17 protein-coding genes are annotated in these 18,142 nt (G+C 52.4%); 4 read left to right on the forward strand and 13 right to left on the reverse strand.

Annotated elements, in window-relative coordinates:
- Positions 1 to 37: 37 nt before the first annotated feature.
- The 3 genes from J2I46_RS24225 to J2I46_RS24235 all read right to left on the reverse strand — a co-directional run bounded on the left by J2I46_RS24225 (position 38) and on the right by J2I46_RS24235 (position 2,806).
- Positions 38 to 1,234, reverse strand: coding sequence for a BatA domain-containing protein (locus tag J2I46_RS24225; RefSeq protein ID WP_207331657.1), 1,197 nt, complete (start codon positions 1,232 to 1,234; stop codon positions 38 to 40).
- A 104-nt stretch (positions 1,235 to 1,338) separates the two neighbouring features.
- Complete coding sequence (locus tag J2I46_RS24230) at positions 1,339 to 2,193, reverse strand: DUF58 domain-containing protein (RefSeq protein ID WP_207331658.1); 855 nt, start codon at positions 2,191 to 2,193, stop codon at positions 1,339 to 1,341.
- Positions 2,194 to 2,509: 316 nt separating this feature from the next.
- Entirely contained in the window at positions 2,510 to 2,806 is a 297-nt protein-coding gene (locus J2I46_RS24235) for a hypothetical protein (protein WP_207331659.1), read from the reverse strand.
- 372 nt (positions 2,807 to 3,178) lie between these two features.
- On the opposite strand from J2I46_RS24235, the gene J2I46_RS24240 reads away from it, so the two are divergent.
- The 3 genes from J2I46_RS24240 to J2I46_RS24245 all read left to right on the forward strand — a co-directional run bounded on the left by J2I46_RS24240 (position 3,179) and on the right by J2I46_RS24245 (position 4,074).
- Positions 3,179 to 3,367 carry a hypothetical protein gene (locus J2I46_RS24240; protein ID WP_207331660.1) on the forward strand — a complete coding sequence of 63 codons (189 nt, stop codon included), beginning with the start codon at positions 3,179 to 3,181 and terminating at the stop codon, positions 3,365 to 3,367.
- Positions 3,368 to 3,459: 92 nt separating this feature from the next.
- Positions 3,460 to 3,591 carry a hypothetical protein gene (locus J2I46_RS33210; RefSeq protein ID WP_262898051.1) on the forward strand — a complete coding sequence of 44 codons (132 nt, stop codon included), beginning with the start codon at positions 3,460 to 3,462 and terminating at the stop codon, positions 3,589 to 3,591.
- Positions 3,592 to 3,855: 264 nt separating this feature from the next.
- A complete protein-coding gene (locus J2I46_RS24245) occupies positions 3,856 to 4,074 on the forward strand; it encodes a hypothetical protein (RefSeq protein ID WP_207331661.1) in 219 nt (72 codons plus the stop codon).
- A gap of 358 nt (positions 4,075 to 4,432) precedes the next feature.
- Here the strand turns inward: J2I46_RS24245 and J2I46_RS24250 are convergent, their stop codons facing one another.
- Together J2I46_RS24250 and J2I46_RS24255 are read right to left on the reverse strand one after the other, a co-directional pair.
- Positions 4,433 to 5,416: an AAA family ATPase gene (locus tag J2I46_RS24250; RefSeq protein WP_207331662.1), complete on the reverse strand. Its 984-nt coding sequence runs from the start codon at positions 5,414 to 5,416 to the stop codon at positions 4,433 to 4,435.
- A gap of 124 nt (positions 5,417 to 5,540) precedes the next feature.
- Positions 5,541 to 6,161 carry a DUF4159 domain-containing protein gene (locus J2I46_RS24255; protein ID WP_207331663.1) on the reverse strand — a complete coding sequence of 207 codons (621 nt, stop codon included), beginning with the start codon at positions 6,159 to 6,161 and terminating at the stop codon, positions 5,541 to 5,543.
- 555 nt (positions 6,162 to 6,716) lie between these two features.
- Between J2I46_RS24255 and J2I46_RS24260 the strand changes: the two genes are divergently transcribed.
- Positions 6,717 to 7,409, forward strand: coding sequence for a DUF421 domain-containing protein (locus tag J2I46_RS24260; protein ID WP_207331664.1), 693 nt, complete (start codon positions 6,717 to 6,719; stop codon positions 7,407 to 7,409).
- Positions 7,410 to 7,786: 377 nt separating this feature from the next.
- Here J2I46_RS24260 and J2I46_RS24265 read toward each other — a convergent pair whose 3' ends face one another.
- The 8 genes from J2I46_RS24265 to J2I46_RS24295 form a co-directional block, all read right to left on the reverse strand.
- Complete coding sequence (locus J2I46_RS24265) at positions 7,787 to 8,986, reverse strand: helix-turn-helix domain-containing protein (protein WP_207331665.1); 1,200 nt, start codon at positions 8,984 to 8,986, stop codon at positions 7,787 to 7,789.
- A 33-nt stretch (positions 8,987 to 9,019) separates the two neighbouring features.
- Positions 9,020 to 9,676, reverse strand: coding sequence for a hypothetical protein (locus tag J2I46_RS24270; RefSeq protein WP_207331666.1), 657 nt, complete (start codon positions 9,674 to 9,676; stop codon positions 9,020 to 9,022).
- Between the two features lie 18 nt (positions 9,677 to 9,694).
- Positions 9,695 to 12,121 (reverse strand): TonB-dependent receptor domain-containing protein, encoded by a 2,427-nt coding sequence (locus J2I46_RS24275; protein ID WP_207331667.1) that lies wholly within the window; start codon positions 12,119 to 12,121, stop codon positions 9,695 to 9,697.
- 154 nt (positions 12,122 to 12,275) lie between these two features.
- Positions 12,276 to 13,682: a S41 family peptidase gene (locus tag J2I46_RS24280; RefSeq protein ID WP_207331668.1), complete on the reverse strand. Its 1,407-nt coding sequence runs from the start codon at positions 13,680 to 13,682 to the stop codon at positions 12,276 to 12,278.
- 290 nt (positions 13,683 to 13,972) lie between these two features.
- The gene (locus J2I46_RS32940) at positions 13,973 to 14,350 is read right to left on the reverse strand and encodes a Uma2 family endonuclease (RefSeq protein WP_229379921.1); all 378 of its coding nucleotides are present in this window, start codon (positions 14,348 to 14,350) and stop codon (positions 13,973 to 13,975) included.
- The gene (locus tag J2I46_RS32945; protein WP_229379922.1) at positions 14,298 to 14,663 is read right to left on the reverse strand and encodes a Uma2 family endonuclease; all 366 of its coding nucleotides are present in this window, start codon (positions 14,661 to 14,663) and stop codon (positions 14,298 to 14,300) included. Before J2I46_RS32945 ends, J2I46_RS32940 begins: the two co-directional genes overlap by 53 nt.
- A 279-nt stretch (positions 14,664 to 14,942) precedes the next feature.
- The gene (locus tag J2I46_RS24290; protein ID WP_207331669.1) at positions 14,943 to 16,280 is read right to left on the reverse strand and encodes a TldD/PmbA family protein; all 1,338 of its coding nucleotides are present in this window, start codon (positions 16,278 to 16,280) and stop codon (positions 14,943 to 14,945) included.
- A gap of 49 nt (positions 16,281 to 16,329) precedes the next feature.
- Positions 16,330 to 17,970 carry a TldD/PmbA family protein gene (locus J2I46_RS24295; RefSeq protein WP_207331670.1) on the reverse strand — a complete coding sequence of 547 codons (1,641 nt, stop codon included), beginning with the start codon at positions 17,968 to 17,970 and terminating at the stop codon, positions 16,330 to 16,332.
- Positions 17,971 to 18,142: the final 172 nt, after the last annotated feature.

Below are 18,142 nucleotides of genomic sequence, written 5' to 3' on the forward strand. Positions count from 1 at the left end.
ATCCAACGCCCGACGCTGGAGCGCCGGTATCAGTTAATCAAGCCTGTCGCTGAATGGCCAGATACCGTTCAACCAGCAGCAATCCTAAAAATAACAGCAGCAGACCAGTCTGTAGCCAGTTTACTGGATGGGCGGCGGTAGCGACCGCATCAATGGATTTGTCGGCAACAAACAAACCCGCCAGTTGGCTGCGAGGTAATGCAGGCGATCCGGCCGACAGGCCCAGATGGGTAATCAGCTGACCAGCAAGCCACTCTGGCAATTGGCCGTCTGTTACCCAGTCGCTTGTCTGGGGCGTCAGTGGTTCGGGTACGTATCCGATATTCGTCCGATCCGAATTACCCGACTGACCAGTAATCGTGTATAACGTACCTGGCGTTGGCGTTGCAACTGGCCGGTCTGTCAGCACCCAGGCATAGGTTACGCCCGGCGCAGATTGATTGTCGATCCTAAATGGAAGGCCATACACCGCCGTAATTGCGCCAAGCGCTGCCTGCACGGTGTTGCGTTCGTCGGCCTTCCGAAACTGGAGCAGCACCCGAAGTGGTGCCGTTGCCACTGCTTTTGCAGATGCCGACCCGGCCGTCGATATGCCGAGGCGATCGTCTGTACCAATGGCCAACTGCTTACCCGATGGCAGCGCAACGTACCTGGGCGACGTTTTTTTTGCAGGCACATCGGCGGTATGCAACATGAAGCCAGCCGGTACGTGCAGGCGCGGCGCCTCAACCCATTCGGGGTCATTGCTCAGGTACGTATGTAATTGGATGGCGGGTTCTGTCAGTTCATTAATAGCTGTTTGCCACTGAAGCGGATTAGGCGGCGAGGCTGATGGTAATTCAGTCAGTGTCACCACGGGCGTTACCGGCGTAGTAGCCCACATTACCCGTTCTTTCTTTGCCAGCGCCTGTTCCAGTTCAAACCGGTATGCGTTGGTCACAGTGGTATTTGGTTCAACCAAATGGACTTTACGCCCAACCGGGACCGTTTCATCTTTTTTAAAAGAGGGACGTGCCAGCAACAGGGTCAGGGCTATCAGCAACAGACAGCGCACTAGCAACAGCAGCCAGTTATCAAACCGAAATCCGCGTTTGGGCGGCTGGTTGGGCGTTTCGAGCCAGCGCAACATAGCCCAGGGCATTGGTTTGGCCTGTTGCTGGTGCCAGAAATGGAGGGCAATCGGCACGGCCACAGTTAGCAAACCCCAGAGAAGCGACGGATGTTGAAACAGCATATTGGTTGGTACTGGTCATTAAGTGGTCATCATACGTTACTGTCATTTGTTGTTTCAGGAAGAATGACCACCAATGACGACTTAACGACAGCGAAGCGTAATGACTATTTTTTCATCAATAATTCCTGCATAACCAGCGCGGGCGGGTCGGTCAGCAGGGCACGAACCCGACTCAGGTACGGCAAATGCAATTGCTCGTTCAGCGTCTGGAAGTAAGCTGTTGCCGCCGATCGTACCTGCGCCTGAACAGCCTCCGACTGTACTTCAACCGTTTGGCCGGTTTCCAGATCCTGAAACTGATAAAATCCGCTCAGGTTGAACGCCACTTCCTGTTGACCCAATACCTGGATGAGCAGCACCTCGCGGCGTGGTGTGGCGGCGGCCCGTAAAAGAGTCAGCCATTCATCGTTTAGTTGCAGCAGGTCGGATACCAGCACGAGCAGTTCGGTCTGGTTACGGCGTTGGCCCGGCAGCACCGGCACCGTATCAGACCAGCCACCGGCTGCTTTTACGCCCGCCAACGTACCCAGCACTTTCTGAAACGCCTGTTTACCCGGAGGCACCAGGGCATCGATCGTTCCGTTTTGCAGGCCGTATAAACTCAGTTGATCACCCTGCCGGTTGGCGATGTAGGCAATAGACGCCAGCAGCACCCTGGCGTAGTCGAGGCGGCTTACGGCTCCTTCGGTGTAGTTCATCGAACCCGACAGGTCGAGCAGTAACCGTACCTGATGGCTGCTTTCTGTTTCCGACTCGCGCACCAGGTGTTTATCCGTTTGGGCAAACCGTTTCCAGTCAATCCGCTTCGGATCGTCGCCGGGCCGATAGTCGCGGTACTGCGCAAACTCCACACCCACCCCCGACCGGCGGCTTCGATGTAACCCCAGCGTCATTTCATCGCTGACGAGTTGCCCCACCAGCGGAAGGTTATTGAGTTTAACGAGTTCGAGAGCGGTCATTTTGCTGATGAAGCGTACAGAGCAGAATACATAGCTAAAGCTACAAAGCTGCTACAATTGCCACGCATCCGGCCTCCCGTAGCCAGCAAAATTTATATAGATACGCGGTTTGATCCTATCTGCCTGCCTCGTTCAGCGGTTATCTTCTTCTTTCCATGGTAAATACAGGCCCTGTAACGACCTGCTGTACTGTGCTTCTGTCGGCCTATCCTTCTGGTCGGTTCAACGTTATCTCTCTATAAAATCGCCCTTGAACGCGTCAGAACGGACTGATACGAACCAGCCCCTTCTGCATAGACTAGGCTGTGTACGTCTATTAAAAGTAGAGGTTGAGGATTGGCGTGCTGCCTGAACTAAATACCTCGTAGCTAACCAGCCGATTCAAATTGAACCGGACACCGTCAACGACGATAAAGTCTCCGGCAAAACTAAATACGCCGTATTCCACCTGTGCGGTGCCAATATAGACCCTGGCAATACGCGTGGTCGACGTAGACGAGGGAAGTTCTGCCTGAATCCTGGTAGCGGTTTGTTGACCAAACGACACCACCTCATCTTTTTTGCAGGCGCTCAGTGCGCTGCCGAGCAGCAGGATCAAAACTAGTTTTTTCATAACCGGAACTGTTGACTTATTGACGTTCGATGTAAACACTCACTATCCGAAATTGCCTTTTAAAACTGAGCCATTTGTCAATAAATTATAAACGTTATGATATGGTCTTAAAAACGATGTATCTGGATCAACTTCCTGAATAGCCCTTCGGATTGCCGTATAGATCCTGAATACGCGTTCCAATCCTTCTTTCTCCAAATCAGCCTCTGGCAGTCCGCCAACATGAGGTGACCAGGTATATGAACCGCTAGTTTCAATCCTCCTTTCTCTGGATTAGCCTCTGTGAGATTGTCTCCTAGGCACTGTCCGGCCAAACAGGACCACCTCATAATTCTTGAAAAGTGACACAGGCTGTCATAAACTGGCGGCGTCATGTTTACTGTTAATCGGTTGTACATTCGTTCATCGCCTATGCCAATGACCACCAACCACCCATCTATTTCCGAAACCCCCGATGTTTTCATTGTCAATGGCATCGCTGTTCCTAAAATGAAGCGGGGGCAGATACACACCTATGACCCCGCAATCATTAAGGCTATTGGCCCCGATCTGTTCTTTTAACTGGTTGGCCCTAAAGAAGCATTACCCATCCCTGATTTAGGCTTTTCTGATGCAGAGTGGGACAACATGGAAGAAGAAATTCACTCTGATCAATGATCTTCGACATGAATCTGGTTATCCGATATGTCAGAACGCAGACCCTGCTGCCCATTCGCGTTGTCATTCCGATTGTAGTTGTCGGTGAATTGGAAGCATTATCCCTGAAAAATGGTTGGGGTTATTAAGAGTAAAATTCCTACAACACCTGATCGATTCGTGCCCTATCGCTGATCTGAATCGGGAAGTGACGCGCATCTACGCCGAGATCGATGCGTTCAGTCGAGGCAAATCGAAATAGATGCCTTTACCCTAAGGAGTTACCGCCCGTAATATGGGCAAAAACGCCCTCTGGATCGCCGCCCTTGCTTTATATCTCGACATGGAATAACACACAGCCGATAATGATTTTGATCATCTGATTTACAGCGCATTAAAATTGATCAAGCACAATGCCTGATCGTCATTCACACCTCAAACTTCCCAATTCTACCCTTCAAATACGCCCGAAAATCGTCGGGGGTGTCGATACGTACCTGACCGGGCAAGCCAAGCACGAACCGGCCGAGGCCAATTCAGCTACGTACCTAACCATGATAACGATACGGAAAGTCGGTATCGTCGCGGTCCCGGCTGGTGTTGGGGGGCGTACATTCCAGAAGTTGGGCTGACTGATTGAGGCTTTTACCGGGGCGCTGCTTGAGCAGACGAATAAGTTTGAGTACGCGGAGTACGTTTTGCTATGCAGCCAAGATGAGAAATAGTAGTGGTGTAGTTACGGTTAGGAGACACCAGTATACTCACAAGTCATCGAAGCAGCGATAAATTTTTAGTAATCGGTCGATGTAACGGCAGTGACAGGCAATTTATGAAACCAACGAAGTCTTCTCTCTTGTCATCCCGAGTGACGAGGGATCTTGGCGTTCTTTTAGGTAGTGCCTGGCCCTTTCATAAGGAACGCCAAGATCCCTCGTCACTCGGGATGACGAAAAAGGCCGTTTCTCTCACCTCCTTCTTGCTTCTCTTACCCTATTTCTTAACATCCCCTTGTTTCACAATTTCGCCGATCACCTTATCAGTTGTAATCCCCTCTGAATCGGCGCGGAAATTCAGTGCGATTCGGTGGCGGAGAACAGGGTAGGCCAACGTTTGTATATCTTCAGGAATCACCGAGAAACGACCATTCAATACGGCGCGGGCTTTAGCGCATAGAATCAGGGCCTGTCCGGCGCGGGGGCCGGCGCCCCAGTCGCACCATTGTTTAACGAACGGCACCGGGCTATCGGCCGGGCGGCTGCTACGCACGATCTTATTTACGTACCCCAGCAACTCGTCGGAGATGAACACCTGCCGGGTCAGCGTCTGCAGGTCCAGTACGTCATTATCCGTCAAGATCGTGTTCAGCACGGGGCGGTCGGTACCGGTGGTGGCGCGGAGTACGGCCAGTTCTTCCTGTTCCGACGGGTAACCGAGGCGGATGTAGAGCAGAAACCGGTCGAGCTGGGCTTCGGGCAGTGGGTACGTTCCCGCCTGTTCAATCGGGTTTTGCGTGGCAATGATCAGAAATGGTTTTGGCAGCGGATGGTCAGTGCCCGCGTAGGTCACCTTATATTCCTGCATGGCCTCCAGCAGGGCCGCCTGCGTTTTAGGTGGCGTCCGGTTTATCTCATCGGCCAGCACTACATTGGCGAAGATCGGCCCCCGGTTGAACTGGAAGAACTTCTTACCGGTATCATGGTCTTCTTCCAGCACTTCAGTTCCTACAATATCGCCGGGCATGAGATCAGGCGTGAACTGAATACGCTTGAACGACATGCTCAGCGTTTTTGCCAGCGTGCTGACCAGCAGCGTTTTAGCCAGCCCGGGCACGCCCTCCAGCAGGCAGTGACCGCCAGCCAGCAGGGTGATCAGCACTTCGTCGATGGCTTCTTCCTGACCAATAATAACTTTACCAATCTCTGCTTTCAGTAAGGGCAGTTTGGCAACCAGTGATTTGTAGTGTTCTGTATTCATAGAAAAGAGGGAGAGAAGGAGGAAAGGGAGGAGGGAGTAAAGGGAGCTTCGCTTAAATAAGAATGTCTGTTGATGGGGCGGAGCTCCCTTTACTCCTTCCTCCCTTTTCTCTTCTCCTCCTTTTTTAAATACTCGTTAAGGCATGAACCACAATATTGACCCCGAACTTGGTGTTGTCTTCGGCCAGGAAACGTTTGTTGCGGAAATCATAATCCCACTCGCAACCGTAGTCTTTATTACTATAGAGCACCCCGATACGCCCGTTGATCAGGATAGCCTTCAGGTAATCGTGCACCAGATCGTCGCCCCAGCCGTTTAGCTCGAACGAGGTAGTTGGCGGGCCATCGGGAAACTTAAAAAACGATTTGTAGAGGGGGTGATTATTCGGGATCTTCTGCAAAGCTTTCGGCCCAAAGGTGCGGGCCATCTCCTGCTCGAACGATTTGGCAAACAGGCCGTCGATGTCATGGTTGCAGTCATCGACGAACACGAAACCACCATTCTGCACGTACCGCTTGAAGTGATCGCGTTCGACAGCCGAGAACTCAACCAATTTGTGTCCGCTGAGGTAGCAGAACGGGCTTCGAAACAAGTCGTTGCTGTTGAGCTGCACCACCCGCTCCTTTTCCTCAACCGGAATGGTCGTGTACTCAATCAGCGAATGTAGGATGTTAGCGGGCATCCGCTGGTCAGTGTCCCAGTCGCCGGAGGTATATTGGATGCGTGTGAAGATGAAGGGTTTCAAGAGATTCCAAAGAAAAGACATATTAGACTTTTCTCATAGACCAAGATAATAAATAATTCTCTGACGAAAAAAATTGTAATTATTCCAAGATTTAGTTGCTAGCTGTCAGAGACACAGCCCTTTGCTGCTCAGCGATCGGTTTACCCCTACACTAGTAATCGGATAGCACGTCATCGTAGCTATAATAGACGGTTTTTATGGGTCGGTTGCCTGCTGACCACGCTGACGAAACTTTCGTGAAAAATTATCGGCCTATTTTCAAATCGTGCAACTTTTTACTCACTACCGTCGTTTTACCCATAACTATCGCAAAAATCCCGTCGGCACTCCGCCAACGGGATTTTTGCTTTTACGCGTTGCCGTAGTCCTCAGCAGAACGAGCCTAAACTATTCTGAAAAATTATCGGACTATGTTTAGCACCTGAAACTTTTAGTCCGCTTTGGTGGTTTTACCCATAACTATCACGAAAAGCCCGTCAGCACCCCGCCGACGGGCTTTTTGATTTTTGTTCAGCTGTACGTATGAAGCTGGGCCTAACTCATTTGCGCTCAACCATGAAAGACCCCGTTTCACCATTCGACTGGCAACGCATCTGGCTGCACGAGTATCCTCTAACGTACCTGGGCGAAGTTGCTTTCCGTACCTTGTTCATGTTTGTGATCATTCTGACAGCGTTAACCGTGTCAGGCAAACGAGAGGTACGTCAACTCTCGATTTACGAACTGGTATTGTTGATTGGTCTCGGCTCGGCAGCGGGCGATCCGATGTTCTACCACGACGTTCCGCTTGGTGCAGCTGTGGTTGTTTTCATCGTGATCATGAGTTGCTACAAATTCATTACCCGGCTGAGCGATCGCAACGAAACCATTCGCCATAAGCTGGAAGGGGAGCCGGTCTATGTGATCGAAAATGGCCGTATCCTGACCGATAATTTTGATGACGAAGATTTGGGTAAAGAAGAGCTCTTTGTTGACCTGCGTCAGGCAGGAATTGAGCAACTAGGTGAAGTTCGGGTCGCCATACTGGAGCCAAACGGGCAGCTCAGTCTGTTCAAACAGCCCGACGACCAGATAAGACCAGGTTTACCGATTTTACCGAAAGACCTGGCAAAAGCCACCAAAACCATTGATGTTGCTATGCTGTATGCCTGTATCCGTTGCGGTAATACACAGACACTACAACCGGCACAAACGTGCGACTGCACCAACTGCCAGGATCAGTTATGGGTGAAGGCTCGGGGAAAATGAAAGTATTCTGAAAAATTATCGGTCTATTTTTAAATCGTGCAACTTTTTACCCACTACCGTCGTTCTACCCTTAACTACCGCAAAAAAGCTCGTCAGCATCTCGCCGACGGGCTTTTTTGCTTTCCGGCCAACATGGCGTCAAGCAGTTGTACGACGCTTCACTGTAACACGATGAATAACGGCTTCCGTATTGGGATGCAGGCGAGGAAGTTGAGATCGTGAAAATTTTCCGAAAAATTATCGGACTATGTTCAGCACCTGAAACTTTTGGGCCGCTTTGGTGGTTTTACCCATAACTATCACAAAAAGCCTGTCTGCTCTCAGCCGACAGGCTTTTCTGTTTTCATAGAACTTTCCTTTCTGATTCACAAGATTGCTTACCCGTCAGCAAACTCCTTCGGCGACGTACCTGTGAACTTTTTAAACGCCCGGTTGAAAGTTGCTTTTGAGTTGAAGCCACAGTCGAGCGCGAGGCCCAGGAAACTCAGATGCGCATTGACCGGCTCACGTATCTGCCGCTTGAATTCGTCGACTCGGTACTCATTTACAAAATCATTGAAATTTTTGCCCGCCCCTGCATTGATCACCTGCGAGAGAATGACCGGATTTGTGTGCAGTCGCCGGGCCAGATCGGGTAACGCAAGGTCTGGCTCCAGATACGGTTTTTCGGTGCGCATGTAATCGAGCAGGCCCGCGAGTCGCTCGGGCAGGTCGGGCAGCATTGGCCCTTTTGTTACTTCATCGGGCAAGGCCACAGGTACGTTCGCCGCTGGGCCTGCGTCTATCTCTGCGGTTGTCAGAGCAACCTGAACCGGCATAGTAGGAAAGGTATCGGCCAGATCTGGTTTAAACACCAGTTTTCTGGTGACCTGTGCGTAGCCATTGATGCTGACGTAATAGATCAGAAAAACCCCGGCCAGATCACCCCACCAGTCTTGCCAGAACGACAGGTTTAGCCACAGATCAACTAAGGTTACGGCCAGGCTGAATGTCACGGTTGCGGTTAGGGCAATCAGAAAGTTGCGGTACCAGCGGAAACTGATCGTGTCGGTCTCAGAAAACTGGTGCTTGATCCATTGCCGGTACCCCCGGTAGAGCTGAAACGACCAGTAGAGATACAGGTATTGCTGCACCTCGCCGCCGATGAATTCCAGGTCGTTGATGCCTTTGTCATGGACGTTCATTTCCCACTGCCTCACAAAGTCGGGACCCTGCGCAAAGATGAGGATATGGTAGGCCCAGTGAATAACAAACGGTAGTGCGTGCCAGGCATCGCGGGGACGAAACCGGAAGGTAGCGTCGAACTGACTTTTCAGGTAAAAATAGATCAGCGGAGGCAGCAGGAAGGAAATGGTGCGCGGAAAGAATTCCAGCTCTTTCCACAGAACCTCGATACCGCCGAAACCCAGCATATAGACCCAAATCTGAAAACAAAGGCCCACAAGCACCCAACCCAGCAGCTTGTCAGACAACCGCTCTTCACGGTATCCTCTGATCCACAGAAGAATAGCATATAACCAGCCCTGAACGAAGCCGAACAACAAAGGAGTTGAATAAACTGAGAAATAGAACGACATGGACGTATTGGTATGAACAGGCCTATGGCTATACTAATCGAGATCGATTATCCGACCAGCGTCTTCTTTTTTCACAACCAAAAAAGGCAAACCACTATCGATCCGTTTACCGCTCATGACTATGCTGACGTCGTCGTCATTGGCTAGATAAAGCTTTGTATCGGCAGGGAACGAGAATTTTTTATTGCCTTTAGGTAAGATCGTAAAGATATTGGTTCCGTTGCCTCGCTCGCCAGGTTCGTAACTGATCAGCGCGATTTTTCGGGGCAATAAGCTCGTATTGTGAAGCACAAACGTGATCCGGTTCGGTGTTGCGCTGGCCGTTGGCTGTTCATTCCGTGTTTTATCGGTCGTGACATCGCCCGTTGTCAGGGTTTTGCCGGCGTCAGCCTCCGTGACGGTCAGGATGAGCCCTTTTGTTGTTTCGCCGTCGCTGCTAAAATAAAGCTTCGAGCCAACCGGCCAGCTACACGGAACGGTTTCGCGCCTGTTCATGGTGAATCCATATGCTATCCCCGGTCCTTCAACCCGGAACATGCGGTGGTAGCCCAGTGTATTTTTGAGCATAAACGAAATACGGTCTGTGCTACCCAACGCAGCAACAGGTACGTTGACCGGCTGGGTAAAACTAGTGGCCGGGGAAGCTGCCATAAGCAATGACAGGACTACAAACAAGCGTCTTATTTTCATGGAAGTGATTCGTTTAATTTACAGATTACCTTTTGTTTTAATGCGCTCAACACCGGTGTTGTCTTTGCGCTCGCGGACGCCCTTTACTTCGTTGTTGCCGAAGCGGTAGCTGAACCGGATCGTGGCGCGGCGGCTTTCCCATTTGCGGTAAATGTCGAACTGCGCGCCACCGGCAAACTCACCGGCCTGTTTCCAGCGCATGGTGTTCAGCAGGTCGTCGATGCCGAAGCTGACCCGGCCGCGACCATCCATCACTTTCTTCTGCACGTTCAGATTCAGCGCGCCCAGGCCGCCAATCTGGTAGATCGTTTGCCGGGTTGGTGCATTCCAGAAGCCCGATATCTGCGCTTCCCATACGTTCGAGAGCGTGAATGAGTGCTGCATGTACCCCTCGAAGGCAAACGCCCGCTGGTCGAACGCCTGGCCGGTGGTGATTTCACCCTGATACCGATTCCAGGTAGCACCGGCATAGAGGTAGGCATTCCACCACTTTTTGATGGGTATCGGTGTGTTCAGCGATAGGTTCAGCACATTGGCCTTGCCCACGTTGGCCACCGTCTGGTAGGCGGTCAACCCCTCCTGACGAATTACATCGGTCGAAAAATCGCTGGTACTGCTGTAGGCCACTTTAACGGTCATGGACCATTTGTAGGTGTAGCTCAGTTCGGCGTTGTGGGTGTAGGTAGGCCGCAGGAACGGGTTGCCGCGCTGACTGGTATACGGGTCGATCTGGTACACAAACGGATTCATATCCTGGTAGTTGGGCCGACCGATACGCCGACCGTAATTCAGGGAAAGCTGCCCGTTTTTCGATACCTGATACTGCACGTAAGCCGTTGGGAAGAGATTCAGGTACGTTGTATCCGGGCGATTGACGATGCGGTTCAGCAAATCGGTCGACCGGCCGTTAACCGTCGAGTTTTCGGCCCGAAGCCCCGCCTGCATGGTCAGCTTACCCGTTTTCCGGTTCAGCGACGCATAGGCGGCCGTCACGATTTCGCGGTAGGTGAAGCGGTTGGTTCGGGTTGCATCGGGCCGGTTTTCGAAGCCCGTAAAGGCCAGCAAGTCGTTGTTGGTATCGACGTCAGTGTGCTTAAACCCTGCTTCCAGTGTTACCGAAGCATCAGATTGGCTCCGACTCTTCCACTCCTTCGTCAGATCAGCCCTGAAGGTCAGAATCGTAATATCGGTGTTGGCGTCGAACCGGTTTTGGGTACTGTATAACGGCCGGCGATCAGCGTCGACGAAGTCACTGCTGATGCGGCTGGGGGCCGTGTTGGCAAAGTTGGTATAATCGGCATCCACGTACAGGTTCATGCCCAGCGTGTCGGTGTACTGGTAGTTGAGCGCCGCGTTGATCCGGTCATTGTTACTTGGGCTGTCGACCCGGTTTGTCAGGCTCGAATCGGGTGTGGTACGCTTACCGAAAATATCCGTAGTGGTATAGGTGCCAAACTGATTGCTGGCCCTGTTGCCCGCTACAATCAGGCCAACGGTATGGCGGGTGCCGATGGCGTAGTCGGCACCGGCTTTGTAAACGACTGCCCGCGTGCCGTCGGAATCGAACCCGCGCTGGGCAAACCGCGTCCCCGTCAAATACCGGTTGATGCTTACGTTAGTATTCTGGAAATTATCGCTCCCCGACAGGTTGCCGAACAGGTTCAGCCGTTTGGCGCGGTAGTTCAGGTCAACGGCGGCATTGGCACGATAATGATCGCTCTGGCCGTAGCCCGCCGAGGCGTTGCCATTCAGGCCCAGACTTTTGTCGCGCCGGAACTTGATGTTGATGATACCCGCCCCACCCTGTGCATCATACCGCGCCGAGGGGTTGGTGATGAGTTCAACCGTGGCGATGTTGGCCGCTGGCGTTGCCCGAAGCAGGTTAGCCAGATCACGCGACGACAGGTTAGCCGGCTTCCCGTCGATATACACATTTACGCCCTGCTTGCCCGCCATGCGCACGTTATCGTTCGGGTCGATTACCACGCCGGGGGCCTGCTGCAGCAGTTCATAAGCTGTTTTGCTCTGTGCCGACGCGTTGGCCGCCACGTTCAGCACCGTCTTGTCGGCCTGCTGGTCTACGTACGGTTTGCTGGCCCGAACCGTCACCGTTTTCATTGCCTGCGCCGACGACCGAAGAACAATAGGTTCCAGGTACGTTGCCTGTCCTGCGTACACCGATACTACGTTAGTCGTGGCATCAGTCATGCCTACAAACGAAGCCTGCACCCGGTAGCTGCCCGCAGGTACGTTGCCGAACGTAAAGCGGCCCGCTTCATCGGCCACGGTGCCTTTTACGAAGGTAGAATCGGCCGTCCGAAGCAATTTCAGAGCAGCAAATGAAGCCGGTGTATTCCCGGTATTCTGGATGGTACCCGTAATGGTCTGGGCTGAAGCCGAAAGCAGAACGAACAGAAAAAGCGTGGAGTAAAGTAAGCGTGCCATTGGTCGGATCATCAGCGGCATGTTGGTCGACGTTGGCCAGTTAATGCGCTGATTGATGATCCAAAGGTGGCCGATGCTCCTCCCCCACTCGCCTCATCATTAATTTGAGACGGCTCAGATTATAAGTTGAGCCCTCAAACGCGGCCCAACGGCCTCATTTCCGACCTTGTAGGTACGTTACGGCACGTTCCAACACAATGTCTTTGCCGCTGATAACGTCTGCTACCGTCGGTTTCACCTCGATGTCTGGCAAAACACCGATGCCCACAAAATCACTACCGTCGGCATACGTGTCCCGTTTAGTACAGATCCGTGCCGATCCGCCACCCGGCATATCGAATGGTAGCGGCTGGCCGGTGCTGCCTGTGGACGGTGCACCGATGATCGGAATTTTACGCGTTTTCAGTTGCTTCACCAGGATGAGCATATCTTCAGCGGCCGACCCTGTACTGTTACCGGCCAGTATAACAGTGGGCACCAGCAGTTTCGGCCCGGTCGCGTCGTTCTCAAACGTATTCACATCGGCTTTGTACCAGAAATCACCTTGCGCCGTTTTGGCCGAACGGACATACCATTCGTCTGTTTTCAGCCGGGCCGAATCAACAGCTTCTTTCAGGGCGTAAGTACCCCATGCTTTGTAGGCCGCACGATGCTCGCGGGTTCGCCAGGCTGAGCCCAGCAACTCTTTCTGTTCCGTGAAGTAGTAGAGAATAGCGGCTCCGTTACCAGTATTACCCCCGCCGTTTTGTCGGATATCGAGAATGATTCCTTTGGCCATGCGTAATTGCGGGAGCATCGCTTTAAACTCATCGACTATTTTCTCGTTCCCGAAGGAGTTCAACTCAACCCGGGCAATGTCCCCTGGTAGCATAGTCAGGCTGGATAGTTTCGATTGGGCTACCCCGCTTCCATCGCCGTTGATCCAGGCCGAGCCGTTGCGTTCACGCTGCGAAAACAGGCGGGAGTTGTAGGCAATCACCTTGCCGGCTGGCGTGCGCAACGTCATTGGATAAATGGTAGTGGTATCGGCAGTAGCACTCCAGAGCCGAAACATGGCGCTGTTCCATTTTTCGTGTTCAGCCGAAGCCGATACGTAGGGAAAGACCTGCTGCTCGAGATACTGCCGGATGGGTTGCCCGTTCACCGTCAGCAGCTCTGACCCCACCGGCACCGAATCTGACAACCCTTTCAGCACCCGCGATACATACGGTTTCTGGTCGATGATCGTCCAGCGGAACGGAACATAGGTTGAGAACTGATAGAGCGACCATGGGCCGTTTATGTTGGTATGGCCGTCTTTAAGCAGGGCACAAAACCGCTCCAGCGTACGGTAGTACTCGAAGTCGTTTTTAGTGGCCAGTACCTGCGGAATATAAGCCCGGTATGCGCTGTCCCAGTTAATCTTAGCCTTGTCGAAATAAGCAAAATTGTACTTCGCTTCTGACCAGAAAGTAGACAGACCATAGAGTTTTTCAGTATCCGTGATGGTAGCCGAACGAACTACCTGCGCCCGTAGCAGCACGGGAAACAGTAAACAGAGTGACACTAAAAGAGCTTTCATAAGCCGTTTGGGTTAACTGTGCAGACTACCTGAACGATGCATGTACAGCAATAATCGTTGCGTTATCAAGTACTGAAAATCGGATTAATGTATGCTACCGGTTGTTTGTAGCAGATAAACAGCCAAAAAAGGCGGCTACTGCGTGATGTCTTCGCCTATCGACCGACCAATTTGAAGTCATAGTATGACACAAAAAAAGGGCGAACTGAAGTCCGCCCTGCAAAATAGTGTATCACTCTAAACTACTGAAATCAAGCTGGTTAACAAACTGAATGCTCAAGCATTGTACCCTACAGACGCTCAGTTTTCATCAGTTGCTGTAGCGTTTCCAGATTCAATTGCTGGTCAAATATGGCTTTTACGGGAATACGAAATCCCACTACAGTCAGGGCGTCAAGTGTGTCGTCAACAAATAGGACCGCCGCCGAAGCAAAGGCCATCGTGGCCTCATCTAGCTGATATTGCTCCAGCGATTTGCGTACCGGGTCAATAATCCAGTATTCGCGAACGCCGTGCGCGGCATAATCCTCAAATTTTATCCCCCTATCCCGGCCGGTCGTGCTCCTCGACAGAATTTCAACGATTAAGTCGGGCGCCGGATGCACCGTCGTTTCGTCATCGGACGTACTGGCTACTTCTTTGTTCCAAAAGCAGATATCTGGCCGCATCGGCGGCCCGATCATAATCGTTCCGTGTCAGGCTGACCAGTGCTTTCTCTGAGTCAACAGCGCCAAGATCGTTAAGCTGCACATACACGCGCAGTAGCATCAGTAAATTTTGTGTAGCGTCTAAATGTCGACGGCGCACGGGTGAGTGCATAATCACTTTGCCGTTGATAAACTCGGCTTTCACATCATCCGTCAGCCATTCGCGGAACGCACGACGCCGTTGTGTTTCATCATCCAGAATAGCCTGAACGCGCTCAATAACGAGCCGGGCACCAGGTGCTTCAAGCAAACGAGCAACGCGAGTGGTTAGCATGGCACTAATTTAACAGTTAAACGGAACAAGAAAGCGGGCACGGTCGAATGAGGCGTTTCCGCTCGACCTGTGCCCGCTTTGACTAGCCATCGACCAATCTAATCAGTGAAGCATTGTGCAGTGGGCTGCATTCCTGTCATCCCGACGGAAGGAGGGATCTTGAGTTTTATTTAACCTTTTTGTCAGGAAACGTCAAGATCCCTCCTTCCGTCGGGATGACAGGAGTGCAGCCCACCAACGTCTAAAAATTCACCTTGAAGCGTGTTAGGCAGCACATCTCTACACCGCGTCTGACAAGCTGCTGAACGTGAACTCGCGGATTTTCATGGGCGGAACCAGGTAGTTCGCATCGGATTCGGTGCTGACCACGCGCTCGGGTTTGCCCAGTGTTTCGAGGTTGTTGAGCATGATCACCGGGCTTTCGTTGAAGCGGAAGTTCTTCACGGCATGCTTGATCTTGCCGTTTTCGATATAGAACGTCCCGTCGCGGGTCAGGCCGGTCAGCAGTAGGGTTTGTGGGTCTACGGTGCGGATGTACCATAGCTTGGTCACCAGAATACCGCGTTGGGTGCTCTTGATCATGTCTTCGAGCGAGGCTGTTCCACCCGCCATGATCACGTTATTGGGGAATGGAACGGGCTTCACCCCTTTTTTCTGTGCCCAATAGCGCGAGTAAGCCATGTTTTTCACTACGCCTTTCTCAATCCAGCTCATCTTCTGCTGCGCCTGTCCATCGCCTGCCCAGGGTGAAGCGGGCAGTTCGGCGTTGGTCGGATCGGAGTAGATCGTTACGCGGGGGTCAACGATTTTTTCGCCAAGCTTGGTCTTGCCACCGGGCTTACTCAGGAAACTCCGCCCTTCATCGGCCGAGCGGGCATCCATGGCAAAGAAGATGTTTTCGAGGAGTACGGTGGCCGCCGTTGGCTCCAGAATGACGGTGTACTTACCGGGTTCCAGCGCTTTAGCATCGGCCGAAGCAGTCGCTTTCTGCATGGCGATGCGCGTAGCGGCGGCCGTATCGAGCTTGCTCACGTCGCTGAAGCCTTTGATAACGTACCCAGACCCTTTGCCATCGTCGGTCCGTACCGTCAACGAGAAGTTGACATTGGTATCGGGGTAGTAGGCGAACAGGCCTTTCGAGTTCATCATGGCCGAATAGCCGTGGTAATCCTCCATAAAACCGGCGGCAGTCAGTTTGGCGGCGCGGGTCAGTTCCAGGCTTTTGGCAACGGCCTCGGCGCGGGCATAGGGCGATAGGTTGGCCGTGCTGGCAAAATAGCCGCTGCTTTTCAGGTACGTTTGTGGCCCCAACACACCCACGTATTCCGGGTTTTCGGGTGCCAGTTTCGCCAACTCTTCAGCCCGGCGTACTACTTTTTCGAGCGAGGCGTCGTCGAACTCGTCAATTGTGGCTGTCCCAACTTTTTTACCGAATGCCGATTGTACCACCAGGTTCTGGTTCGTTTTGGCACCGCTCGTAGATACTTCGTTGCGAGCGTAACGGATATTTCCCCGCTTTTCGCCCGACAGGTTCACTTCGCACTCGTCGGCCTTCGAGTAGCTCAGCACTTTAGTGAGCAGGGCCTTAGCCTCCGCTTCAGATAAGATAATTGCCATATTAGGGAAGTTTACTGTTTACAGCAAACTGCACACAGTAAACTGATTTTTAGATTTTTCTAGCTGTATTGATCACATTGACACCGTTGAAACGCGTCGTAGACGAACCGTGCGATACGGCGCTGCTTTGGCTGGGCTGTCCTTTGCCATCGAAGAAAGAGCCGCCGAGGCGGTAATCCCGATCGTCGCAGATAGCAGAGCATGAGTTCCAGAACTCCTGCGTGTTCGACTGGTAGGCAACGTCTTTCAGCATGCCGGCAATCTGACCGTCTTTGATCTCGTAATACAGCTGCCCACCGAACTGGAAGTTATACCGCTGCTGATCGATCGAGAACGACCCATCTCCTACAATGTAAATGCCTTTCTTGACGTCTTTAATCATATCCTGCACTGACAGCGGCGTTTGACCGGCCGCCAGCGATACATTCGCCATGCGCTGGAACTGCACCGTGCCCCACGAGTCGGCGTAGCAACAGCCCTGCGATTCTTTTTCGCCAATGATTCCCACCTGATCGCGGATAGCCTGGTAATTAACCAGAATACCATCTTTTACCAGATCCCAGCGTTTTGTCTTCACCCCTTCGTCATCGTAGCCAACCGCCCCCAGCGAACCAACCTGTGTTTTATCGGCGAAGAAGTTGACTAGTTTGCTGCCGTACTGGAAATTTTTCGATTGCCACTTATCGAGCGTGGCGAAGGACGTACCGGCGAAGTTGGCTTCATAACCCAACACGCGGTCGAGCTCCAGCGGGTGCCCCACCGATTCGTGGATGGTCAACCAGAGGTGGCTGGGGTCAAGCACCAGGTCATATTTACCAGCCTCGACCGATTTGGCCGACAGCTTTTGTTTTGCCTGCTGCGCCGCTGCCGTCACGTCCTCGAGCATGTCGTAGCCCTTGTTATACCGCGTGGTGATGCCGGTCACTTTGTCGGCCGGATTTACCTGCAAGTATTCATAGCCCATGCCGACCGGGGCGCTCAGAGCATTCCGCGTCTCGAACTTACCCGATTTAGGGTCGATGCAGGTCACGTTAAAAATCGGCCAGATACGGTGAATATCCTGATCGGCATATGTACCGTCTGACGAGGCAAAGTACTTCTGCTCGTTGACCATAAACAACACCGAGTTCACGTAGTTGGCACCGTTTTTCATGGCCGCCGCGTTTACGCCAAGCAGCAAATCTACCTTTTCCTGAATGGGCACCTCGAACGCGTTTTTCTTGATCGGTGCTTTCCATTCCACCTCGCCGTAGCCTTTTTGTGGGGCCAGCTCGACGGGCTTTTTCATCAGGCGCGAGTTGGCTTTGGCAATAGCCACGGCCTCTTCGGCGGCACGCGCTACGTCGGCTTCGTTCTTGGCATCGACCAGGGCCGAAAAGCCCCAGCAGCCGTTGGCAATCACCCGTACACCCACCCCGTAGCTTTCGGTGTTGACGATGTTCTGCACTTTGTCTTCGCGCGTGATCACAAACTGGCGCAGGTAACGGCCAATGCGTACGTCGGTGTAGGTGGCTCCTTTTGCTTTCGCAGCAGTAAGCGCTGCGTCGGCCAGCCGTTTTTTTACGGCCACGTCGAGGCCACTCTCAAGCAGCACACTCGGATCGACAGATCGACCGAATGAGGATACGTTAGGTAACAGAATGCCAGCAGCACTCAGGCCCAGCATTTGATTAAAATGTCGGCGGTTCATTGAGGTTTTTGGTTGAAAAATGAAGGCTGGGTACGTTGGTACTTGCGTAGTCTTCCCCCGGCTAAAGATGACGATAACGGTACTGATGTTGCACGGTTGATTAAGCCGATCAGGTCCATTGAAGCCAGCTTACAAACTTTACGCATTTCGGCTAAAAGACCGCCGGAATTTA

Source organism: Fibrella forsythiae (genome assembly GCF_017353175.1).
GTDB classification, from domain to species: Bacteria; Bacteroidota; Bacteroidia; order Cytophagales; family Spirosomataceae; genus Fibrella; species Fibrella forsythiae.